17 protein-coding genes and 1 pseudogene are annotated in these 22239 nt (G+C 73.1%); 12 read left to right on the top strand and 6 right to left on the bottom strand.

From position 1 onward, the window contains the following. Window positions 1–524 (top strand): annotated as a pseudogene (locus K6I33_RS12060) (DUF5107 domain-containing protein); the annotation flags it as partial. Window positions 525–649: 125 nt separating this feature from the next. Here K6I33_RS12060 and K6I33_RS12055 read toward each other — a convergent pair. Then, the gene (locus K6I33_RS12055) at window positions 650–1000 is read right to left on the bottom strand and encodes a VOC family protein (protein WP_229350819.1); all 351 of its coding nucleotides are present in this window, start codon (window positions 998–1000) and stop codon (window positions 650–652) included. Between the two features lie 10 nt (window positions 1001–1010). Continuing rightward, window positions 1011–1823 carry a class I SAM-dependent methyltransferase gene (locus K6I33_RS12050; protein WP_229350817.1) on the bottom strand — a complete coding sequence of 271 codons (813 nt, stop codon included), beginning with the start codon at window positions 1821–1823 and terminating at the stop codon, window positions 1011–1013. Between the two features lie 160 nt (window positions 1824–1983). On the opposite strand from K6I33_RS12050, the gene K6I33_RS12045 reads away from it, so the two are divergent. Further along, window positions 1984–3183: a pyridoxal phosphate-dependent aminotransferase gene (locus K6I33_RS12045; RefSeq protein WP_229350815.1), complete on the top strand. Its 1200-nt coding sequence runs from the start codon at window positions 1984–1986 to the stop codon at window positions 3181–3183. Between the two features lie 84 nt (window positions 3184–3267). Further along, window positions 3268–4296, top strand: coding sequence for an MBL fold metallo-hydrolase (locus tag K6I33_RS12040; RefSeq protein WP_229350813.1), 1029 nt, complete (start codon window positions 3268–3270; stop codon window positions 4294–4296). Window positions 4297–4330: 34 nt separating this feature from the next. Here the strand turns inward: K6I33_RS12040 and K6I33_RS12035 are convergent, their stop codons facing one another. Further along, window positions 4331–5590, bottom strand: coding sequence for a hypothetical protein (locus K6I33_RS12035; protein WP_229350811.1), 1260 nt, complete (start codon window positions 5588–5590; stop codon window positions 4331–4333). A 138-nt stretch (window positions 5591–5728) separates the two neighbouring features. Next, window positions 5729–6277 (bottom strand): GNAT family N-acetyltransferase, encoded by a 549-nt coding sequence (locus K6I33_RS12030; protein WP_229350809.1) that lies wholly within the window; start codon window positions 6275–6277, stop codon window positions 5729–5731. A gap of 128 nt (window positions 6278–6405) precedes the next feature. Here K6I33_RS12030 and K6I33_RS12025 point away from each other — a divergent pair, with 128 nt between their 5' ends. The 9 genes from K6I33_RS12025 to K6I33_RS11985 all read left to right on the top strand — a co-directional run bounded on the left by K6I33_RS12025 (window position 6406) and on the right by K6I33_RS11985 (window position 19706). Continuing rightward, a complete protein-coding gene (locus K6I33_RS12025; protein ID WP_229350807.1) occupies window positions 6406–7545 on the top strand; it encodes an HAD-IA family hydrolase in 1140 nt (379 codons plus the stop codon). 2 nt (window positions 7546–7547) lie between these two features. Next, window positions 7548–8072 carry a gluconate 2-dehydrogenase subunit 3 family protein gene (locus tag K6I33_RS12020; protein ID WP_229350805.1) on the top strand — a complete coding sequence of 175 codons (525 nt, stop codon included), beginning with the start codon at window positions 7548–7550 and terminating at the stop codon, window positions 8070–8072. Continuing rightward, entirely contained in the window at window positions 8069–9739 is a 1671-nt protein-coding gene (locus tag K6I33_RS12015; protein WP_229350803.1) for a GMC oxidoreductase, read from the top strand. Before K6I33_RS12020 ends, K6I33_RS12015 begins: the two co-directional genes overlap by 4 nt. A gap of 16 nt (window positions 9740–9755) precedes the next feature. Next, window positions 9756–10964 (top strand): hypothetical protein, encoded by a 1209-nt coding sequence (locus tag K6I33_RS12010; protein ID WP_229350801.1) that lies wholly within the window; start codon window positions 9756–9758, stop codon window positions 10962–10964. Next, window positions 10957–12258 carry a hypothetical protein gene (locus tag K6I33_RS12005; RefSeq protein ID WP_229350799.1) on the top strand — a complete coding sequence of 434 codons (1302 nt, stop codon included), beginning with the start codon at window positions 10957–10959 and terminating at the stop codon, window positions 12256–12258. Before K6I33_RS12010 ends, K6I33_RS12005 begins: the two co-directional genes overlap by 8 nt. 48 nt (window positions 12259–12306) lie before the next feature. Next, window positions 12307–14850, top strand: a complete 2544-nt coding sequence (locus K6I33_RS12000; protein ID WP_229350797.1) for a S8 family serine peptidase — start codon at window positions 12307–12309, stop codon at window positions 14848–14850. Beyond that, on the top strand, window positions 14847–16466 hold the full coding sequence (locus K6I33_RS11995; RefSeq protein ID WP_229350795.1) for a glycerophosphodiester phosphodiesterase family protein: 1620 nt from the start codon (window positions 14847–14849) through the stop codon (window positions 16464–16466). The genes K6I33_RS12000 and K6I33_RS11995 overlap by 4 nt, the downstream gene beginning before the upstream one ends. 175 nt (window positions 16467–16641) lie before the next feature. Next, the gene (locus tag K6I33_RS11990; RefSeq protein WP_229350793.1) at window positions 16642–18066 is read left to right on the top strand and encodes a hypothetical protein; all 1425 of its coding nucleotides are present in this window, start codon (window positions 16642–16644) and stop codon (window positions 18064–18066) included. 26 nt (window positions 18067–18092) lie between these two features. Beyond that, a complete protein-coding gene (locus K6I33_RS11985) occupies window positions 18093–19706 on the top strand; it encodes a hypothetical protein (RefSeq protein WP_229350791.1) in 1614 nt (537 codons plus the stop codon). Between the two features lie 28 nt (window positions 19707–19734). On the opposite strand, the gene K6I33_RS11980 is transcribed toward K6I33_RS11985, so the two are convergent. Together K6I33_RS11980 and K6I33_RS11975 are read right to left on the bottom strand one after the other, a co-directional pair. After that, window positions 19735–20415, bottom strand: coding sequence for a 4'-phosphopantetheinyl transferase superfamily protein (locus tag K6I33_RS11980; RefSeq protein WP_229350789.1), 681 nt, complete (start codon window positions 20413–20415; stop codon window positions 19735–19737). Further along, window positions 20412–22239: AMP-binding protein (locus tag K6I33_RS11975; protein WP_229350786.1), on the bottom strand; the 1828-nt coding region annotated here is incomplete at its 5' end. The genes K6I33_RS11980 and K6I33_RS11975, both read right to left, overlap by 4 nt.

Raw genomic sequence — 22239 nt, 5'->3', positions numbered from 1 at the left:
CCAGGGAGGGGCCGGAGCCCGGCCCCTCCCTGGTCTCCCCCGCCTGGCGGGAGCTGCTGGAGCACGCCGAGCCCGGCCCGCGCGCCTCGTACCACCTCGGCGTCGCCCAGTGGCACGCCGGCGACCGCTCGCAGGCCGTCCGCAGCTGGGAGCACGCACTCCGGCAGGGCATGGGCTGGCCGGCGCGGCGCGCGCTCGCGGCGGCGGACGTGGAGCGCGGGCACCCGGAGCGGGCCGCCGACCGCTACGCGCGGGCGGTCGCGGAGGCCGACGAGGCGGGAGCGTCCCGGGACGCGCGGACGGCGCTGGCGTTGGAGGCGATCCCGGCGTTGCTCGCCGTCGGGCGGGCGGAGGAGGCTGCCGCCGTGCTGGCGGCGGTGCATCCCGTCGCGCGGGCGCGGGGGAGGTTCCGGTTGCTGGAGGCGCGGGTTCTGGAGGCGCGGGGGGACGACGCCGCCGCGCGTGCCGTCCTTGCCGAGGGGTTCGAGGTGGAGGACCTCGGCGAGGGGGAGGCTTTCCGCTAACCCGCCCTTTCACCGTTTCCTCCGGGGGCTCCGCCCCCGGACCCCCGGTCCTCAAACGCCGGACGGGCTGCTGTGCTGTGTCCTCAAACGCCGGACGGGCTGATTCAGCCCGTCCGGCCTTGAGGTCATCCCGCCCGGCGGTCGACGTACTCGAACACCGATCCGTCCGGGTGACGGGCCACCAGGTTGCTGCCGATGGGCGTCCGTACGGGGCCCGCGATGATCTGCGCCCCCACGGCGCGGAGATCGGCGAGGGCCTGGTCGACGTCCGTGACGGCCAGCGTGGCCGTGATGTTGCGCAGGACGGAGAGTTCGGCTTCCGGCCCGCTCATCAGGAAGAAGCAGCCGACGGCCGCGACCGAGACCCCGCCGCGCCGGAAGCGCTGTGCCTCGGTGCCGGTCAGCCGTTCGTACACCGCGATCGCAGCTTCCAGATCGCTCACGCACACCCTTAGCGAAGTCCCCAGAATGTTCATGAAACGCAGGCTAGTTGACCCGGCAGAGCAGTTCGCCGTGGAGCACCGAGAACCACGCGTCCTCGTGACGCCCCCACTCGTGCCAGGCCGCCGCGATCGCCTCCAGGCCCGCCCGGTCCGTGTGGCCGCCCTCGACGGCGTGGCGGGCGTACGGGTCGGAGCGGGTGCGGTCGGCCCACAGGCCGCTCCACCAGGCGCGTTGCTCGGCGCCCGTGCAGCACCAGGCGCCCGCCGTGGCGGTGACGTCCGTCAGGCCCGCCTGCCGGGCCCAGGACAGCAGCCGGCTGCCGGCGTCGGGTTCGCCGCCGCCGGCGCGGGCGACGTCCACGTACAGCCGCTGCCAGTCGTCGAGGCCGGGGACGCGCGGGTACCAGGTCATCGCCGTGTAGACGACATCACGGACGGCGACGATCCCGCCGGGGCGGCACACGCGGCGCATCTCGCGCAGGGCGGCCACCGGGTCGTCGAGGTACTGGAGCACCTGGTGGGCGTGGACGACGTCGAAGGCGCCGTCGGGGAAGTCCAGGGCGCGGATGTCGCCGACGGTGAAGTCCGCGTTGGGGACGCCGCGTTCGCGGGCGACGGCGCGGGCGGTGTCCAGGATGCCGGGGGCGGCGTCGAGGCCGGTGACCCGGCCCTGCGGCACGAGGGCGGCCAGGTCGGCGGTGATGCTGCCGGGGCCGCAGCCTATGTCCAGGATCCGGTGGTGGGGTTCGAGTGAAGGCAGCAGGTAGGCGGCGGAGTCGGCCGCCCGGCGGCGGCCGTGGGAGCGCAGCACGGACTCGTGGTGACCGTGGATGTAGGCGTTCTGCCGTTCCGGCATGGCGGCCCGTCCCTTCGCGACGTCGTGAAGTGGCGTTTCCACCGTAGGCCGTTCTCTCGCATGGTGAGAGTGCCGTCTTGTGATCCGGGACGGGGCGGTTTGTTCACTCCCCCGCCCGTGTCGGACCGCCGCGCACCCCGTGATCTGCGAAGGTGTGAGGATGCAGCAGGTACTGCCCGCCCTCCCGCCGCCGGAGCGCGGGCTGCCCGTGCTCCCGGAGCTCGCCGAGCGGCTGGCGGGGGCGGCGGGGCTGGCCGGCCCCGAACCGGTGGGCGGCGGACGGGCGCTGCGGGAGGCCGCCTGCGGCTACTGGGCCCGGCGCGGCCTGCCGACCGAGCCGGGACGCGTCCTCGCGGCGCCGGGCGCCCAGCCGTTGCTGCTGGCGCTGTTCGCCTCGGCGGGCGGCGAGGTGCTGCTGACCCGGCCGTGCTCGGCCGCGTACAGCCCGCTGGCGCGGCTCGCCGGGCGGCTGGCGTACCACGTGGCGGTGCCGGCCGAGTGCGGTGGTGTGCCCGACCCTTACGCGCTGCTGGAGACCGTGCGCAGGATCCGGGCCGAGGGCGGGCGGCCGCGTTTCCTGGTGCTGTCGGTGGCGGACGACACCACCGGGACGGTCGCCCCGCCGGAGATCCTCCACGAGGTGTGCGAGGCGGCGGCCGCCGAGGATCTGACGGTCGTCAGCGACGAGACCTGGCGCGACACCCTCCACGACCCGCACGGGACCGTGTTCGTGGGGCCCGCCGAGATGTACCCGGACCGGGTCGTCGTCCTCACCGACCTCGCGGGCCCGTTCGCCCCCGCCGGCTGGCCGGCGGCGGTCGCCCGTTTCCCGGCCGGGGGACCCGGCCCGGCCCTGTACGCCCGTGCCGTCTCGCTGCTGACGGCGGTACGAGCCGAACTGCCGCCGCCGGTCGCGGCGGCCGTGGGCTGGGCGCTGACCGAGCCGGAGCCCGTACGGGCCCGGTCCGCCGCCGCGGCCCGGCTGTACGGGCTGCTGGGCGAGGCGGCGCGGGAGCGGCTCGACGCCGCCGGGGCGCTCTGCCGCCCGCCGCGGACGGGCCCGCACCTCTACGCGGACCTGGGCGAGCTCCGCGAGCCCCTCGCGGCCCGGGGCATCACCGACTCCGTGGAGCTGGAGGACCGGCTGAGCGCGGTGCTCGGCCGTCCGGTGCCCGGCGGCCACCGGTTCGGCGACGCCCCGGACGCGCTGCGGGTGCGGATCTCCACTCCCCCGTTCCTCGGGGCGGACGACGACCGGGTGCGCCGTGCGCTGGGTGCCCCGGATCCGCTGGCCGACCCGGATGTCGTGGAGGCGTTGTCCACTTTTGGATCGGCGTTCAGTGAACTCGCCGCTGACTGATCTACCGTCAGTCGTTGGGCGTGCGACGGCGCGAGCCCCGCGCCCGTACCGCCAGGTTCCGGTTCCCCACGAATGGAGCCCCAGATGACCGAACAGACCGAGCGCCCTCTCGCGGAGCCGCGTCCTCTCGGCGAGATCCGTTCCTGGCCCCGGTCGTTCGCCGACCGTCTCACCGCGCCGCTGCCCGGAGTGCGCGCCATGGCCCGCCTGGCCCGCGAGGGCCGGCTGCGGCCGAGCGCCGAGGCGCTGCGCGAGGTCCCGCTGCTGCCGGTCGAGCCGGGCCCGCTGCCGGCCGCCGACGCCACCGCGCTCGCCGTCACCTGGGCCGGGCACGCCAGCTGGGTGGTGCGCGTCGGCGGGCTGACGGTGCTGACGGACCCGGTCTGGTCCCGCCGGATCCTCGGCACCCCGCCCCGGGTGACACCGGTGGGGGTGCCGTGGGAGGCCCTGCCGAGGGTCGACGCCGTCGTCATCAGCCACAACCACTACGACCACCTCGACGCGCGCACCCTCAAGCGGCTCCCCCGCGACACCCATCTGCTGCTGCCGGCGGGCCTGGCCGGCTGGGCGCGCCGCCGCCGGTTCACCCGGGTCACCGAACTCGACTGGTGGGAGGCGGTCGAGCTGCCCGGCCCGGTGGGCCCGGTGCGCTTCGACTTCGTCCCGGCCCACCACTGGAGCAAACGCACCCTCACCGACACGTGCCGGTCGCTGTGGGGCGGCTGGGTGCTGACCGCGCCGGACGGCCGGCGGGTGTACTTCGCCGGGGACACGGGCTACGGATTCTGGTTCGGGCGGATCGGCGAGCGCTATCCGGACATCGATGTCGCGCTGCTGCCCATCGGTGCCTACGACCCGCGCTGGATGCTCAGCCCGGTGCACACGGACCCGGAGGAGGCGGTGCGCGCCTGCGGGGACCTGGGGGCGCGGGTGCTGGCGCCGATGCACTGGGCGACGTTCCTGCTGTCCGCCGAGCCGCCGCTGGAGCCGCTGCGCCGGGTGCGGGCGGCGTGGGAGGCGACGGGCCGGCCCCGGGAGGACCTGTGGGACCTGCCGGTGGGGGCCTCGCGGGTGCTCGCCGAATACGACCGGAGCGTCACGGGCCTGACGTGACGTGCGCCGCCCGCCCCGCCCTGGTTCACCCGGTTCACCCGGTTCCGGTGAACGTGAAGGTGAACCGGTTGGCGCCGTGCCCGGTGCAGCTCAGCCGGGAGGGGAAGCGGCTGGCCCGGGTGTCGACGCCGACGGTGCGGGTGCTCTCGTCGTAGCTGAAGCGCACGATTCCGTCGCCCAGGACCTCGTCCCCGCCCCGCCGGATCTCCAGCGTCACGGGCACGTCCTCCCGGATGCCGAAGTCCTGGGCGGGCTGGTGCGACGTCAGGGCCACGTCGAGGTTGTCCTCGCGGCGCAGGAGCCACAGCGTCACGTCCCGACCGGTCGTGTCGTCGGCGTGGAACTCCGCCCGGATCACCCGCCCCCGGGGCCCGTCGAGGGCGACGACGGCGAGGCTGTGGTAGCCGCCCGCGGCGACCTGCGCGGTGTGCCCGTGCCCGACGGCCTCCAGGATCCCCGACACCTGCCCGTCGCCGTCCTTGCCCGCGCCGAGGAGCTCGCCGTCCCGGGTCAGCGCCAGGCTGTGGAGATGGCCCGCGGCGACGGCCGTGATCCTGCGGCCCTGGGCGACGCGCTGGATGCCCGACACCTGGTGGTGCCCGTCCCGGCCGGCGGCGAGCAGCAGGCCGTCGTCGGTGACGGCCAGGCTCTGGAGGGCGGCGGCGGACACGGCGACGACCTTCCGGCCGTCCGCGGCCGCCAGGATCCCGGACACCTGCCGGTCGTCGTCCCGGCCGGCGGCCAGGACCCGGCCGTCCTCGGTCACCGCGAGGCTGTGGAAGTCGCCCGCGGCCACGGCGGTGACCCGGTGGCCGCGGGCCGCCGTGAGGATGCCGGACACCTGTCCGTCGCCGTCGTGCCCGGCGGCCAGGAGCTCGCCGTCCTCGGTCACGGCGAGGCTGTGCACGGCGCCGCCGTCGACGGCGGTGACCTTCTTGCCCCGGGCCGCGTCACGGGCGCCGGTGACCTGGCCGTTCTGATCCTTCCCGGCGGCCAGCAGCCGGCCGTCGCGGGTCACCGCCAGACTGTGGAAGCCCCCCGCGGCCACGGCGCCGACCAGCTCGCCGCGCGCCGCCGCGAAGATCCCGGTCACCTGGGCGTAGTCGTCGAGCCCGGCGACGAGCAACCGGCCGTCGTCGGTGACCGCCAGGCTGTGGTAGTCCCCGGCGGCGATCGCGCCGATCCGCTCGCCCTCGGCCGCCATGAGGATGCCCGGCACCTGCCCCTGGAGGCCCAGCCCCGCCGCGTGGAGCCGGCCTGCGGCGTGGGCGGATACGGGCGGGTCGACGGCCACGAGGGGCCTCCTTCGGCACGGGCGGGTCCGGCGGGGACGGGACGGACGGCGTGGTGCCGCCGCCGTCCACGCTGGCCGCTCCGCCGGGCCGGGGCACGTGCGGGGCGGCCGAACGCGTGACACGGCCGCCCCCGGGCGCTAGGAGCCCGCCTCCAGGACGTGCACGCACAGCGGCACGCCGTGGGCCGGATGGACGGTCCGGCGCTCGGGCCGCATGCCGAGCTTGCGCATGACGCCCTCGGAGGCGTCGTTGCCGACCCTGTGCACGCTCACCACCCGGGCCAGGCCTCGGTCGCGCAGCGCGAAGTCCAGAGCGACGCGTGCCGCCTCCGTGGCGAGCCCGCGCCCCCAGAAGGACCGGCCGAGCCGCCAGCCGATCTCCACGGCCGGCAGGATTTCCGGCAGGAACGTGGGCACCGACAGTCCCGCGAACCCGGCGAGCCGCCCGGTCTCCCGCTCCTCGACGGCGAACAGCCCCACACCGCATTCCTCCCACTCCCGCTCCCACGCGGCGATCCCGGCCGCGGTCTGTGCCCGGTCCAGGACCGAGCCGTCGCGGATCCAGCGCATCACTTCCGGGTCGGCGTTGATGGCCGCCATGGGCTCGACGTCGTCCTCGCGCCAACGGCGCAGTGTCAGCCGGGGGGTTGTCAGTCGGGGCGTCGACGTGCGGAGGGTGGTGGTCATGTGCGGATGCTGCCCAGGTGGGAGGTGCCCCAGTCCCCGGACTCCCGCACCGGGCATCCACCGATAGCCCCTTATGCCCCATTTGGGTAGACTTTAAGAAGATCGTCCGGCCATGGAAGGGGTGTCCCATGCCTGCCACCACCGTCGACTGCGACGTGGTCTTCTTCGACCTGCGCGACACCCTCGGCGACGTCGACCGGCCCGGCCATCTCGCGCTGTACCGGCCCAGCACCGAGAAACTGCTCGACGCCATGCGGGATCTGGTGGGGCTGCGCCTCGGCGTGATCACCAACCTGCCCGCGGACGTCAGCGCCGAGCAGGGGCACCGGATGATCTCCGAGGCCGTCGTCTCCGAGAGCGACGGCAGCGTCGTCCACCTCGCCGACATCCTGGACCCGCACGGCATCGTGATCAACCACGAGGCCAAGCTGGACAAGCCCGATCCCGCCATCTACCACTTCGCGGCCGGTCAGATGGGTGTACCGATCGAGCGGTGCCTGTTCGTCGGGGAGAACCTCATCGAAGTCCTCGCCGCCCAGGCGGCCGGCATGCGCGGCGTGCTCAAGCCGTCGCCGCCCGGCAAGGAGTTCCAGCCCGCGGTGATCACCCGGCAGGGGGAATCGGTCCTCGACAGCGGCCGTGCCTTCGAGGAGGCCCTCGAACAGGAGCATCTGCTCGGCGAACGCATCTTCGCGTGCGGCAGCCGCATCGTGCGAGCACTCGACTCGGTGCAGCAGGCACAGGACATCCCGCCGGGGGTGCGCACCGCGATGGGGATGTTCGTGTACACGCTCACCAACTTCGCCGACCAGGCGCACCTGAAGGCCGAGGAAGCGATCGTGCCGCTGGCCGTCGCACGCGGAATGCCGCCCGACCACGCCCGCTGGATGTTCGACCAGCACGACCAGGCCCGCGCCTACTGGGAGGCGATCCGCGTCGCCTGGCGGCGGATCCAGAACGGCGACCCCCGCGACGTGTCCTTCGCGATCCCCGACTTCCGCCGCTGCACGGACGGCTTCGTGCTGCTCTTCCGGTCGCACGCGATACGCGAGAACGACGAGTTGTATCCGGAGCTGGGCCGCCATCTCACCGACGCGGACGACGCGACCGTGCTCTCCATCGTGCACCACACCGGCCCGCCGGACATCGGGCCCTACGCGGCGATCGTCAGCGCGATGGAGGAGGCCCTCGACAGCGCGGGTATCGCGGACGACGCGGACCCCGCGCGCGGCACGGACGGGGGAACCCGGACCGCCGGAAAGGACTGACCATGTGGCTCCTGCGACCGCCCGGCACCGGCTGTTTCGACAAGGACCAGCGGCGCGCCGTGGAGGTGCTCTTCGACGCGATCCTGCCCGGCGACCCCCGACGGCCCGGCGCGGCCGACGCCGACGCCGCCGAATACGCCGACCGGCTCCTGGCCATGGGCCCCGAGACGGATCCCGAGATCCCGGCGTGGCGCCTGGCCTACCCGGTGCTGCTCGCCGCTCTCGACACCGCCGCGCAACAGGCACACGGCGGACGCGGCGTCGCCGAACTCGACCGCGCCGAGGCCACCGCGCTGCTGCGCGACCTGGCGGCGGGGGCCCTGCCCGCCTGGCCCGCGGACGCCCTCGCCCAGCCGGCCGCGTTCGCCCTGCTGCGGGCCCACTGCATCGAGGGCTGCTTCGGCGACCCGCGCTGGGGCGGCAACCGTGAAGCGGTGATCTGGCGCTGGTACGGCTACCCCACGCCGGCCGAGCCCTTCGTCCGCCCCGGCACCGCGACCGCCGGCCGGCCCGGGGAGGACTCATGACCGCCACGACCACCGCACCCGGCGCGTACGACGCGATCGTCGTGGGCGCGGGCGCGGGCGGCGGCACCGCGGCCCGCGTGCTCACCGCGCGAGGACGCCGCGTCGCCGTGCTGGAGAAGGGCCCGCTCCCGGTCGCCGACGACTTCCTGCCCTACGACGAACTCCACTTCCACACGCACAAGGCGCTCATCCCGCACCGCGACACCGACCCCAACATCTATATGGCCGGCCCCGCCCAGGACCGGCCCACCCGGGTCGAGCGCTGGTGGAACGTCAACATGGTCGGCGGCGCGACGAACGTGTGGGACGCCAACGTGCCCCGCTACACCGAGGAGGACTTCCGCGTCCTCGACCACCTGCGCGACGTGCCGCCCGAAGCGGACATGGTGAACTGGCCGTGGACCTACCACGAGTTCGAGCCGTGGTTCGAGCGGGCCGAGCACGAATGGGGCGTCTCCGGGCGGGCCCGGCAGTCCCCGGCCCAGGAACCGATACGGGCCGGCTACGACTACGCGATGCCGCCGCTGCGCCCGCACGCGGCCGTGCCGTTCCTGACCGAGGCGTTCGGCCGCGCCGGAATGCGGCCCTACCTCGGCCCCCGGGCGATCAACTCCCGGGTGAACGACGGCCGTCCGGCCTGCTCGTTCTGCGGCTTCAACCAGTTCTTCGGCTGTGGTCTCAACTCACGGGCATCGGCGCTGAACACGGTGCTCCAGCGCGCCTTGGCCACCGGCCGGTGCGACCTGCTGACCGGACACTGCGTGACCCGGCTCGTGCACGAGGACGGGCGGGTGCGCGGTGTGATGTACCGCACCGAGCCCGGCGGGCCCGAACAGTTCCTGGGGGCACCCCAGGTGCTCGTGTCCATCCAGACCATCGAGTCGGCACGGTTGTTCCTCGTGTCCCAGGTGCCCGACCCCAACCGGATGATCGGCCACTATCTGACCTACCACACCCACGGAAGCGCCGAAGTGACCCTGCCGCTCCAGCCCGTGTGGACCGGCGACGGCGCCCAGCAGCCCTCCACCGCGATCGGCTCCCTGCAACTGCGCGACCTGTACGTGGTCGACGACCCCGCCACCCCGGTGACCAAGGCCGGCAAGTTCTCCGTGTACGACCCCTACACGTGCGTGCCACCGGTCCGGCTCGTCAAGGGTGGCGCGCTCGGACCCGGCCGCGGCGGTCTGTGGGGCGAGGACCTGTACACCTACCTCGACGAACTGCGTCACCAGGGCGGCGTCTCCTTCTCCTTCACCGGCGAGGCGCTCTCCCTGTACGACAACCGGGTCGAACTCGACCCCGACGTCACCGACCCATGGGGCCTGCCCGCCGCCCGGATCTGGTACCGGCACCACGCCTACGACCTGGCCGCGGCCCGCTACGCCATCGACCGCGTGGTGGGGGTGATGCAGGACGCGGGCGGCGAGCTGCGCGGCTACGACGTTCCCGGCGCGGAGAACCCCGGCTACGGACACGTACAGGGCACGCTGCGCGCCGGCACCGACCCCGGCACCTCGGTGCTCGACGAGAACTGCCAGTCGCACACCGTCTCCGGGCTCTACGTCCTCGACTGCGCGTTCATGCCGACCGCCGGCGCCTCGAACCCCACGCTGACGCTTCTCGCCAACGCCTACCGGGTGTGCGAGCGACTCCCGGACCCCGACTGACGCGAAAGGCGGCATCATGGACACCCTTGACGAGCGGGTCGACATCGCCCGCGCCCTGCTGTCCGCCGGGATCACCCCGGCCGACCTCGAACTGTCGCCCGACCTGGCCGAGGCGCCGGAAGGCCCGGTCCTCGCCGCCGACCTCGGGATCGTCTTCCCCGACGGCCTCGCTCCCGTACCGCAGCCCCTCGACGCCGAACCGTCCCCCGACGCCGCGCTGCCCCGCGCCGACGTCGTCGTGATCACCTGGACCGTCGACGAACAGAACGCCCTCGCCGACGTGTTCACCCCGGGCTTCGGCCGGCTGCGCTGGTACCGGTACACCCGCCGCTTCGAGGAGCACTACCGGCCGCTGATCAGAGGCAGAGCGCCCTCGCTCAACTGCCATCCGCCACGCCTGGGCTCGTACTTCCCCGTCAAGCTCGGCAACCTGAACGTGCTGTGCGTGAAATCCGAACTCCACCTCAACCAGGACGGCAAAAAGACCGGCGAAGGCACCGCCACCCTGCCCGTCCGGGACTTCTTCAAGCAGATCGTCGAGGAGGTCCAGCCGCGAGTGATCGCCACCATCGGCACCTCGGGCAGCGTCTTCGGCGACTTCCCCCTGGGCGACGTGGTGGTCACGCGCGCGGCGAAGTTCCGCTGTCAAAAGGAGTTCCGCAACGAGGCCTTCAACGGCCGGAAGTTCACCTGCGACTGGACCCTCCCGCTCGGCCGGATCGACGACGCGCAGAAGCTGATGCGCGGCTTCGCCGAACATCTCACCGAACCACCGCTCGGCCCACCGTCCACCCGCTTCCCCTTCACCGGGCCGCTGCTCAAGCCGCCCGACAACGACCCGACCGTCCGCATCGAGCAGGGCGCCCGGGACATGCCCGAGTTCCACCCGATCCTGACCACCGACTACTTCGAGTACGGCACGTCCACGAACGGCCTGGAACACGAGGGAGCGGCCGTCGAGATGGGCGACGCGGCGCTCGGCCTGGCCATGGCCGACCTCACCGAGGCGGGCTCGGATCACGTGCCCGACTGGGTGGTGGTCCGCAACATGTCCGACCCCCAGATCAACGGCGAACTCCCCACGCACGATTTCCGCCTCAATCAGCAGACCATGTGGGCAGTGTCCTACTACAAGTCGTACGGCTACTGGACCAGCGTCTGCAGTGCGCTCACCACATGGGGCCTGCTCGCGGGTCTCTCCGAGACGGGCTCCGGCGATGGCTGACCCGCCGGCCGTCACCCGGCTCCCCATCGAGGTCGAGCTGCTGTTCGAACTCATGCCGTGCAACGCCTTGCGCACCTCGCAGTACGCCGGACCCGGACCCCACCCGTGCGCCTACTTCCGCTCGTGGGGTACCTACCACGCCTACGACTACGACGCCGACGGGCCGCCGCCGGACCCCTCGATCGTGCGGCCCTCGCACTACACCGGCCGGATGACCACGCTGCCGGAACCGCTGTCCGGATGCCGCAAGGCCCCGATCCTCGCCGTCGGCATCAACCCCAACCTCCCGGGCTGGTGGCCCGACAGCCACGGCTCGCTCACCCCCGACTTCGACTCCGTGCGCCAATACGCCCACTACTTCCGCCACCGAGGGGTGTTCAAGCCCGAGCTGCCCGACGACGCGTACCACGCGTTCGGCGGCGGACCCGACGACGACCCCCTGGCCGGGGTCCCGCTCACCGTTCCCGAGGACGCGCAGGGCCGCCGCGAGATCCCGGTCCGCGAGCAGCCGCAGCGCATGTACCTCGTCTACCAGCAACTCCTGGACGCCCTCGGCGCGGAACTGGGCCTCGGCCAGGGCACGCTCACCGTCGGCGAGGACCTGTCGTACGGCAACATGGTCGCCTGCGCCTCTGCCAAGTGGACCACCCGGACCGATCCGCACGACCCCGCCCTTCCGCCGATGACCGAGGACCAGCGCGACGGGATCGTCGGCGAGTGCTTCCGCACCCGCCGCCACCTGCCGCGCCAGATGTTCCAATCGCTGCCGTCCGTGATCCTCGTGCTCGGGCAGAGCACCGCCAACGCGTTCACCGGCGAACTCGGCGACCGCCTGGCACCCCTGCCCGCCCCGGACACCCCCATGGACCAGCTGATGGCGACCGAGATCCGGCTCACCTACGGCACCCTCGACGACGGCGAGGAACTCGACGCCCGGGTGCTGTTCGCCCCGCATCCCACCGGGCACCCCGACGACTACGCGCAGGCCCGGCCACTGCTCGTCGAACAGCTCCTGCACGAGGCCCGCTCCGGCCGGCTGGCGCACGACGAACGCATCGGGCACCTGACGCGCCCCCGCGGCTCGTGCTCCTTCTGCCCTCTGCTCGAGATCGGCCCGTGCCCGTACGCCGACGTGCTCACACCGCTCCCGGGCGGTGGCCCCGCCCTGCTCGCCGACGAACCGGCGCCCGTCGAGGCGGAGAAACGCACCCAACTGCGGCTGCTCGACGGCATCACCGAACGGGCCGCACCCGTCGCCGAGGCATGGGCACACACCGAAGACCGGGAGGACTGACGCCGAAACGCCCCACCAGCGACACCACCCTCCGAAAGCGAGACCACGATGCCCGGCAGAGCCGACCCCGAGGGAGCAGCCGACCGGCAGTACCGCATCGCCGTCTACTTCGACACCGGCCGAGAAGCCGAGCGCATCGAGGCGATCCTGGGGGACCGGACGCACCGCTACCGGGGGGTCGTCCTCGCCGAGACCACCGGGGAACGGATCACCCGGCTTCGCGACACCGGCTGCCTCGTCGACATCCGCGCCGACCTCACAGCCGAACACGCGGCCCGGAGCGATACCACCGTGACGGACGCGCCACCCGGCAGCGCCGGCCCGCAGAGCATGCTGCCTCCGCGCGGCGCCGGCACGGCAGGCACCACCGACCGGGTCGCGCCCGACCCGCAGTTCGTGGCCGACCTCACCGAACGCGCCGTGAACGCGCGCGAGCAGAACGCGGCCGGCACGGAGACCGCGGTACCCCTCCCCGTCCCGCCGGGCGAGCCGGACCACAACACCTACCTGGTACGGCTGCGCGGACCACTGGACCGGGCCCGCCGCGCCGCCCTCGCCGGGCTCGGTGCCCGCGTCGCCGGATTCCAGCCGCCCGGAACCTACCGCCTCCGCCTCACCCCCGGGCAACGCGACCTGGTCGCCGAGCTGCCGTGGGTGATCGCGGTGCGCCCCTGGGACCTCGCCGACACGGTCACGCACGCGCTCGACGACGCGCTCGACCAGGACGCCCGCCGTGCCACCGGTCCGCGGCCGCTCGCCGACGAGGGCATCACCGCACCGGGCCCCTGCGCCGACACCTTCGACGTCCTCGTGCACGATCCCCTCGACCTCGCCACGCTCCGCCCCGTCCTCGAGGCCACGCCCGGCGTCGAGGTGCTCGCCGCCGTCGATGTCATGCTGCGCTTCCGCACCGACCTGACCGGGGACCGGCGGCGCGACCTGCTCGCCGTCGTCGCCGCCCGGAACGAAACCCGCCAGGTCACCCCCTATCGGCCGCCTCTGCTCTACGCCGACCATGCCCGCCGGCTCGTCGGCGTGGACCGCGTCGGACCGCGAGCCGACGCCGCCGCGCCGGCGGACCGGGTGCCCTGGACCGGGGCGGGCGAGATCGTCGGCGTGTTCGACAGCGGCGTCGACGGCACCCACCCCGACCTCGCCGACCGCATCGTCGTGAACGAATCCCTGGTCGGCGGCGAGACGTTCGACGTCTGCGGCCACGGCACCCACGTGGCCGGCATCATCGCCGGCTCCGGCGCGGCGAGCGGTGGCCTGATCACCGGTGTCGCCCCCGGCGCCCGGCTGGCCGTCTTCCGCGTCTTCGACGACGACAACCGGCTCCAAGCGGGCCCCAGCCTGGGCCCGATGCTCACCCGTGCCGTCGACGCGGGAGCGCACATCATCAACCTCAGCTGGGGCAACCCCCTGTCGGGCACCTACGACCAGTACTCGCTCGCCGTGGACCAGTTCGTCGCCGAGCATCCCGACGTGCTCGTGATCATCGCGGCCGGCAACAACGGCGCCGCCCCCAAGGGAACCCACGAGTTCAACACCTGCGGCACCCCCGCCACCGCCAAGAACGCGCTCACCGTCGGCGCGTGCGACACCGACCGCGACAACGACGGCCTCGCCGATCTGACCTGGGACCGCTTCCGCCAGCCCCAGTTCCCGCTGCCGCCGGCCGGCGCCGAGCACGTATGCGGCGACCCCGACCTGCCTGCCGCGATCAGCAGCCGGGGCCCCAGCGACTACGGCAGCGTCGTGCCGCATCTGCTCGCCCCGGGCACCTTCGTCCTCTCGGCCCGCAGCGGCAGCGCGCGGATGGACCCCCGGCTGCCCTGGCGCGACTGCCCCGACCACGACGGGCACTACATGTACATCGGCGGTACCAGCATGGCCGCTCCCGCCGTCGCCGGCGCCGCCGCCGTCCTCCGGCAGTACCTGCGCGAGGTCCACCAACTCGCGTCGCCCTCCGCCGCGCTCATGAAAGCCGTCCTCATCGCCGCGACCCGCCGCCTGCCCTCGCTGCGCACACCGCACACCGCACAGGATCTCGGCTACCCCGACTTCGACCAGGGCTTCGGGCGGCTGGACCTGACCACCGTCCTGCCCACCCCCGACGCGCCGGCGGATCGCCGGCTCGTGTGGGCCGACCTGCCCGACACCGGTCCCGACGCGCTCGAGGCGTTCGCCGACCCCGAGGGCACCCGGCACGGCAGCCGCACCTACCGCCTCACCGTGCCCGACGGCCCCCACACCGACGACCTGCGCGTCGTCCTGGCCTGGACCGACCGCCCCGGCAACGCCGTGCAGAACAACCTCGACCTCGCGGTGACCACACCCGACGGCACCACGCACGTCGGCAACGAGGAGCACACCTACGACAAGGTCCCCGGCTTCGACCGCAGCGCCGTGGCGCAACTCACCGGTCTCCCGCTCGACCGCGCCAACACGGTCGAAGCCGTCCGGATCGGCAACCCGGCACCGGGCACCTACACGATCAAGGTGCTCGCGCAGAACACGCCCTTCCCCGCGCAGGGCTACGCGGTGTGCGCCACCGGCCCGATCAGCGAAGAGGAGTTGACGACGCCATGAGGATCGCCGCGATCGGCGGCAACGCCCTGCACGCCCCGCCCCATACCCGTACCGCGCTGGCGTCCGCCTACGTCCAAGGCGCCGGCATCCTCGTCTTCGACGTCGCCGTGACCGCCGACGGACACATCGTGCCCGGCTCCGACCGAGGGCTGACCCGCCAGGCCGACTCGACGGCCTCCGTCGGCGAACTCACCCTCACCCGGCTCCGCGCGCTCGACCTGAGCACGACCTTCAAGCCGCGCGGCTCCCCGGACTTCCGCTACCGGCCCCCAGGCCACGCGCCCGTGCGCGTCGAAGCGCTCGACGACCTCCTCGACGCTCTGCCCGACGATGTCACCTATGTGGTGCGGGTGAGCACCGGCGGCGCGGACACGGTCGCCGGCGTCGTGGGAATCTTCACCCGCCGCGCCGCCGTCGCACGCCTCGTCGTCGCCGCCTCCGACCCCGAACTGCTCCGCCACGCGCGTACGCTCGACCCCGAGGTGGGCACCGCGCTGACCGGACCCGCGGTGGACGGCTTCGCCGCCGGCCCCGACCCGGGCCTGCTCGACAAAGCCCTTCAGGACGGGGCTCTCGACCTGGTCCTCGCCGGCCTCGACGATCTGCTCGGCCCCGACGGCCGGCCCACCGCCCTCGGCCTTCGACTCGACGAAGCCAAACGCTCGGGAGATGTACGGCTCGGCGTGCTCGTCCTGCCCCGGGCCGACCAGGGCGTCGACGGCTACGCACTCGCCGCCGCGCAGCCGTACACGTGGGCCGTCGGTACCGAGTCCACCTTCGACACCGCCGAAGCCCTCCGCCCCGGCATCCTCCTGCTCGACGAGACATTCGCCGGCACCCACGTGGACACCCGCCGCTTCGCGTTCGGCTACGCCAAGGCCAATCCCTATTGCCACGTCTTCCAGGACGACGGCGTCCACATCCGCATCACCCCGTACCCGGGCGACCCCAACCCGCCCCCACCTGCCGATCCCCTCGAGCGACGCCTCGCCGAGCTGGAGGAACGCACCTGGTACGCCCTTGGCGACTGGCCGTTCTACAGCGGCGGCGGCTTCGGCGTGACCCATGGTCTGCGCGGCGACTTCGCCGCCGAGGTGCGGGTCGAATCGGCCGTGGCGGCCCAGGCCACCATGTGCGAGATGGCGGCGGTCAACGCCGACCCCGGCACCCACCACCCGCCGTTCAACGAGGACGGATCGCCGTGGTTCCCGAGCTCCTTCCGCGACAAGGACGCCTTCTACGACCCCCACGGCGCACCACCGTTCGTCGGCGCCGAACACGACGAGGACGACGGCTACCGGATCAACTGGAACCTGGGCACGCTCTACGACACCAACCAGTACGGGCCGCCCGTCGGCGACGGCCGTGTGCTCGCGGCCCGGCTGCGGTTGGAGCGGCGCGGCGGCTACTTTGCCGCGTACACCCGCAACGACGTCGATGCCCACGACTGGGTGTGCGTCGGGACGGTGCGCAACGACTCGCTGAACGAGACCGTGCACCTGCGGTGTTCCGGGAAACGGTGGCGTCAGGAGGACGCGGCCGATCCGACGCGCTTCGTGCCGATCCCGGCCAATGAGTTCGTCTTCCGGGACCTGCGGATCACGTGCTACTTCTGACACAGCATTCACGGCAGCACATTTAATGGAACGGGTACTTCACATCGCTTGTTCAAGCCAAACTTTCAACGGCCGCTTGCCCTGTACCCATGCCCGCTCGATAGCATCCGATGCCGATCGATTTCGGCCGGAAGGCACTTCGCTCTCGGACGGCACATCGAAGGAGTGGTCCGGAATGCAGGGCACTGGCGAACCCGAAGAATACCCTCTCCTCAGTGGCACCGTTACTCCGCACTCCGTCACGGTCGGCCCGGACGGATACCTTTGGGTGACGACCCACGACCGGGCGCTCGTCCAGGTGCATCCGACAAGCCTCGCCAACCAGCTCCGGGTCACCAACGATGTCCGCCAGCTCTCCGCCGGGATCATTCCGGACCCGTACCCGAACCGGTCGGACGGGAGGAAGGTCGTATGGTTCGCCTCGCCCGCGCATGAGCAGGACTACGACCCGGTCATCGAATACGACATCGTGAACCACAAGCGACTCAATGAGTTCAAGCTGGCCGATGACGCCAGGGCTCAGACCATCACATGGCTCCTGCTCAACACGGGCACCGTCGCGACTCCCGTATGGGCCTACTGGATCATGTTCGCCGAGCCCGTGCACACTCTGGTCGGATACTGCGACCCGGAGGACGAGTCCAGTACTCCCGGCACATATCCGTTTCCGGACGCCCGGCAGAACCCGGCCTTCGACACCTGGCTCTGGTCCGTGGCCGTCACCGCTCCGAAGGACGCGAAATCACTCGAGGAATGCGTCTATTGGGCAACGGGCCAAGTCAGCACCACAGGGAACTTCGAGCGGAAGACCAACAGCCTGTACAGGTACGCCCCGGCCAAGGACGATCAGCCGAAGCCCATTTCGCTCCCCGGGGGAAGCGGTCAGAAGCCGGTTCACGTCGTCGCCAGCCCGAATGGGGACGCGGTATGGATAGGCGCCGAGAATCCGAACCAGATCTGCCGGTACGACACGGCCCTCCGCAGCTGGACGCAGCGGGACATCTCCGGAGGCGGCACCCCCCGGCAAATGATGCTGGGCACGGACGGAAACCTCTGGGTGGCGTGCAGCAATGGGATCTCGCGCTTCCGTACGGACAAGAGCATGACCGAGCTGCCGGGCCCGGCTCTGCCGAACGGCGGCGACGCCATGGGGCTGTGCCTGGACAAGCACGGCAATAAATGGGTCTGGTACACCAACCCGACCAACATGTCGATCGGGAAATACCCGATTCCCGATGACCCCGAAAGCGCCTTCGGGAAAACCCGGTTTGTGTCCCAGCTGGTGACGGAGACAGCGCCGGGACAGTGCACCGGTATGCCGGGGGTGGTCCAGTACGTCAGCGCCGGCCTCCCCATCCCCGGCGTGCCGCTCACCTGCCGTGTCGTCTCCGGCGGTGGCACGACGTTCGGCGACGGAACGACGGAAACCCTCCTGACCACGGATGCCTTGGGCCGGGCCGCGCTGCCCGCGCTGCGGGCCGGCCGGGCGGAGGGCCGGGTGGTGCTGAAGGTCGGCCATGGGGACTCGGAGCCTCCCACCACGATCTCCCTCCGCGTGCGGCCCGAGCCGGGCAAGGGTGCCGAAGCGAACGAATCGTGACCTCTCCGGAGAAGGTGAGCCCAGTCATGCCGACGACAGCAGGCGACGGACCCACCGGTCCTCGCTATCCCCTGGCCGGCTCCGCCAAGCCCGTCTCCCTCACCCAGAACCCGCATGACCGGCAGATCTGGTTCGTCACCGCGGACGCCCAGTTCGGCCGTTTCGCGACCGGAACGCCCCACGAGAACAAGGTTTTCCCCTCGCCGGACCCGGACAGGAGCGCGGAAACCCTCGTGGCCTGGAAACAGGCCGTCTGGATGTACGCGCTGGCACCGGACCGAGGCTGCGTGGTCAAGTGCACGCTCACCGGCGACGGTGACGGCCGCTATGACAACTGCGGGAGGGGCACGGCGGCGGCATGCCCCGCCATGGCGATCGGCTCCGACGCGACAGGTGCCGAAAGGATCGTCGCGACCCTCTCCGGCATGTCTTCGCTGACGTTCATCGACGCGGACGGCGACATCCAGACGTCCGAGGCGTTCACCCTGCCCGACGGGTCCACCAGTCCGTTACGTGGACTCGCCATCGCGCAGAAGACGTCCCAGGAATACTGGCTGAGCTCTCCCGGCTCGGGCTGTGTGGTCCTTTTCGACGCCAGGAGCGGCGAATTCTCCAAGAACCCCGTGCGCCTCGACGGCGCCGCGGCACCCGGACATCTCGCGATCACCGAGACCGCACAGGAGCGGGTCCTCTGGGTGGCGACCGACGGCGCGTACCTCATCAAGTACGACCTCGACCGCAAGTCCCAGCGGACGGTCCGCACCGATGCCGTTCCCGACCGCCTGTTCGCGATGCCGGACGGCTCGCTGTGGTTCACCATGCCCTCCGCCGACGCGGTGGACTGTGTTCTCCCCGGTGCCACGCACACGACCGGCAGTATCGGCACGGGAAAGGGCTCGAAGCCGTCGGGGATCGCGACGGACACGAACTCCCGGCTCTGGGTCGGGCTCGAAGGAACCGGGGAGATGTTCCGCGTCTCGAAGTTCCGGCTCACCCCGAAGGCGGGACAGGGGCAGGAGACGGAAACCGGCACCCCGTTCAGGACCCCCCTCCGGGTCCAGGCCGGCACGCTCGACGGAACCCCTGTCGGAAAGGCGACCGTCAAGTTCGTCCTCAAGGGCGATCGAGCGCGCTTCGCCGGGGGCGGGACGATCGACATCAAGCCCGTGCGGGAATCCGGTGACGAGATGGGCATCGCCGAGAGCGCGCTGCTGGAGGCGGAGAAGCCCGGGCAGGTGGACGCCTCGGCCGAGTGGCTGGAAGAGGACGTCTTCACGCCGTTCGAAGGGATCGTGGTCAAGGAAGCCGTCGGGTCACCGGATCACCTGGGGTATCGCTCGGGCGCGGGACAACGCGCCGCGGCGGGTGGGAAGTTCGCCGCACCGCTCAGCGTCGTGGTGCGGGACGCGCATGGCGCGCCCGTGAGGAAGGCGAAGGTCTTCTTCAGGGTCATGGACGACGCGGCCTCCTTCGAGAACGGCTCCGAAGTCACGGAGGCCACCAGCGACGCGGACGGCGTGGCCACCACCGCGCAGTCCCTCGTCGCGGGCTCGACGGCCGGCAGGTTCAAGGTCCAGGCGTGGGCGGCGGGCGCCGAGGCGGGCGTGATTCTCGGCGAGTACATCACCGGCCACCAATAGGGCCGAGCGCCCCGCGCGCGGGGCCTCCTCACCCCCGCGCCACCGCGATCGCGGCGGCGTGGCCCGGCCCGGCCTCGACGTCGGTCAGCGTCCAGCCGGGCGGCGCCGACGCCGCGGCCCCCGTGCCCACGTACGTCACCGCCGGGCTCTCCGCCAGCCCCGTCCCCGTGCCCTTGAGGTACGCCTCCTTGCGCGTCCAGCACCGGGCGAACGCGGCGGGCCGTTCCGCTTCCGGGAGGGCGTCGAGCTCGGCGGTCTCCGCCGGGTGGAGCATCCGGGAGACGTCGGCGACGACCGCGGCGGACTGCTCCTCCTCGACGTCCGCGCCGACCGGCGTGTCCGCGAAGGCGAAGAGGGCCAGCTCCCCCGCGTGGGAGAGGTTGAAGTGCAAGGGCGCGCCGCCCGCTACGGCCGGGCGGCCGTGCGGGCCGCCGCAGCCGGGGCACGGCTCCCGTGTGAGGGCGACCCGCTCCGGGGGGAGGTCCAGGTACGCGCCCAGGAGTCGCCGCAGCCCCACGTGCGAGGCCACGAAGCGCTCGCGGTGCAGCGGGCGGAGGAACCCGGCCGCGCGGGCCCGTTCCTCCTCGTCGAGCTCGTCGACCGGCCATGACGAGCCGTCGGCGATCCTCAGCAGCCAGACGGCCGGCCCGCCGCCCGGGCGCCAGGGCCCGGGCAGCGGGTCGCGGCCGAGCTCCCGGGGGCGGATCACGGCGCCTCCGCGGGAGCGGCCGGGCCGGCCTCGGCGGCGGCATCCGCCGAGGCCGGAGTCGTGGTGGCGGGGCGCTCCAGGTGGCCGTCCGCCGTCCAGCGGGCCGGTTCGCCCGTGCGGTACATCCGGCCGCCGGGCGGGCCGAAGGGGTCGCCGACGAAGCGTCCGTCGTGGCTCTCGGCCGGCCGGCCGGCGGCCACGTACAGCTCGCCGGTGACACCGGGCGGGCACGGCTGGAGGGCCGTGTCGAGCACGTACAGGCGGGTGTTCCACGCGGGCCGCCCGAGGGGGACGGGCCCGGACCCGCCCGGCGCGCAGCGGTGGTGGGCGGCGCCCGCCGCCTCCCCGGGCCCGTACACCAGGTGCAGCGCCACGCCCGGGAGCGCCCGGTGGAAGGCGTCGACGGTCTCGCGGGACGGCGCGTCGCCCTCGCAGACGACCCGGCGCAGCGGACCCGCGCACGCCTCGAGGTCCGCGAGGAGCGAGCCGTCGCAGCGGACCGTCGTGACGCCCTGTTCGCGGACCGTACGGGCGAGGGGCTCCCCCGCCTCGGGCAGGACCACGGTGGCGCCTTCCCGCAGCGGCCACACCAGCTCCCGCAGCGAGGCCTCCGTCCCGGCCGGGGCGTGGCGCAGCACGCGGTCGCCGGCCGTCAGCCCGCACCGGTCGCTCAGCCAGCGCAGCCGGCCGTCGATGGTGGCGTGCGGGACGGCGGTTCCGCCGGTGGAGTGGGCCGGGTGCTGCGGGGTGAGCGCGCGGCCGGGGTCGACGGGCGGCTGTGCGGCGACGGCGGCCGTCACGCCGGGTTCGTCCAGGACGACGAGGACCGCGTCCGTGCCGGGCGGCGCGTGACGTGAGTCGGTCAGGACGTACTCGGCGGCGGGGTCGTCGGCGATGGTCAGCGCGCCGCCCGCCTTGAGGACGGCGAGCACCGCCTCGGTCTCGCGCACGGACGGGGCGGGGCCGAGCGCGACGGCGGCCCGGGCCCCGGGCCGTACGCCGAGGCCGGCGAGGTGCCGGGCGAGCCGGCCGGCGCGGGCGTTGAGCTCGCCGTACGTCAGGGTCAGGGCGCCCTGGACGAGGGCGGGGGCGCCGGGCGTCCGGGCGGCGCGGGCCTCGACCGGGCCGATGAGGGTGGTCGGCGGCAGGGCGACGGCCGTGTCGTTGAACTCCGTCAGCACCCGGGCGCGCTCCTCGTCCGTGGCGATGCCGAGCCCGGCGAGCGGCCGGTGCGGGTCGCCGCCGGCGAGGCGGGCGAGCAGGTCGACGAAGCGGCGCTGGTGGGCGGCGAGCTCCCGGGCGTCGTACAGCGCGGGGTTGGCGTCGTGGTCGACGCGCAGGCCGGTGCCGTCGGCGCGGTCGTAGACGCTGACGGTCAGGTCATCGACGGGGCCGCCGGAGAGGTTGTGGGCGGTGGAGGGGGCGCCGGCGAAGGTGAGCCCGTAGTCGAAGGGCATCACGTTGACCTGGGGGGCGCGGACCGGTTCGGCGAGGCGGTGGCGCTGGTGGCGGCGGGCGGCGCGGATGCCGAGGTCGGCCTGGTGGGCGAGCTCGGCGAAGGTGGTGTCGGGGGTGACGGTGAAGCGCAGCGGCAGGACGTTCATGACCATGCCGGGGATGCGCAGGGCGACGGATCCCATGCGGCCCATCATGGGCAGTGCGAGCGTGACGCGCTCGCTGCCGGTGGCCCGGGAGAGGTAGAGGGCCTGGGCGGCGAAGAGGACGTCGGGCCAGGTGGCGCGGACGGACGCGGCGAGCTCGCGCAGCCGGGCCGTCTCCTCGGTGCCCAGGTGGGCGGTGCTGCGCAGCGCGGTCCTGGAGGGG

This window comes from Streptomyces sp. UNOB3_S3, assembly GCF_020740895.1.
GTDB lineage: Bacteria > Actinomycetota > Actinomycetes > Streptomycetales > Streptomycetaceae > Streptomyces.
The sequence above is the reverse complement of the archived record's forward strand: the minus strand, read 5'-3'. Positions and strand labels throughout refer to the sequence as shown.

Bases quoted from the DNA above. Each gene is read 5' to 3' on its own strand.
- K6I33_RS12055 (WP_229350819.1), bottom strand. From the start codon at position 1,000: ATGAACATTCTGGGGACTTCGCTAAGGGTGTGCGTGAGCGATCTGGAA.
- K6I33_RS12050 (WP_229350817.1), bottom strand. From the start codon at position 1,823: ATGCCGGAACGGCAGAACGCCTACATCCACGGTCACCACGAGTCCGTG.
- K6I33_RS12045 (WP_229350815.1), top strand. From the start codon at position 1,984: ATGCAGCAGGTACTGCCCGCCCTCCCGCCGCCGGAGCGCGGGCTGCCC.
- K6I33_RS12040 (WP_229350813.1), top strand. From the start codon at position 3,268: ATGACCGAACAGACCGAGCGCCCTCTCGCGGAGCCGCGTCCTCTCGGC.
- K6I33_RS12030 (WP_229350809.1), bottom strand. From the start codon at position 6,277: ATGACCACCACCCTCCGCACGTCGACGCCCCGACTGACAACCCCCCGG.
- K6I33_RS12025 (WP_229350807.1), top strand. From the start codon at position 6,406: ATGCCTGCCACCACCGTCGACTGCGACGTGGTCTTCTTCGACCTGCGC.
- K6I33_RS12020 (WP_229350805.1), top strand. From the start codon at position 7,548: ATGTGGCTCCTGCGACCGCCCGGCACCGGCTGTTTCGACAAGGACCAG.
- K6I33_RS12015 (WP_229350803.1), top strand. From the start codon at position 8,069: ATGACCGCCACGACCACCGCACCCGGCGCGTACGACGCGATCGTCGTG.
- K6I33_RS12010 (WP_229350801.1), top strand. From the start codon at position 9,756: ATGGACACCCTTGACGAGCGGGTCGACATCGCCCGCGCCCTGCTGTCC.
- K6I33_RS12005 (WP_229350799.1), top strand. From the start codon at position 10,957: ATGGCTGACCCGCCGGCCGTCACCCGGCTCCCCATCGAGGTCGAGCTG.
- K6I33_RS12000 (WP_229350797.1), top strand. From the start codon at position 12,307: ATGCCCGGCAGAGCCGACCCCGAGGGAGCAGCCGACCGGCAGTACCGC.
- K6I33_RS11995 (WP_229350795.1), top strand. From the start codon at position 14,847: ATGAGGATCGCCGCGATCGGCGGCAACGCCCTGCACGCCCCGCCCCAT.
- K6I33_RS11990 (WP_229350793.1), top strand. From the start codon at position 16,642: ATGCAGGGCACTGGCGAACCCGAAGAATACCCTCTCCTCAGTGGCACC.
- K6I33_RS11985 (WP_229350791.1), top strand. From the start codon at position 18,093: ATGCCGACGACAGCAGGCGACGGACCCACCGGTCCTCGCTATCCCCTG.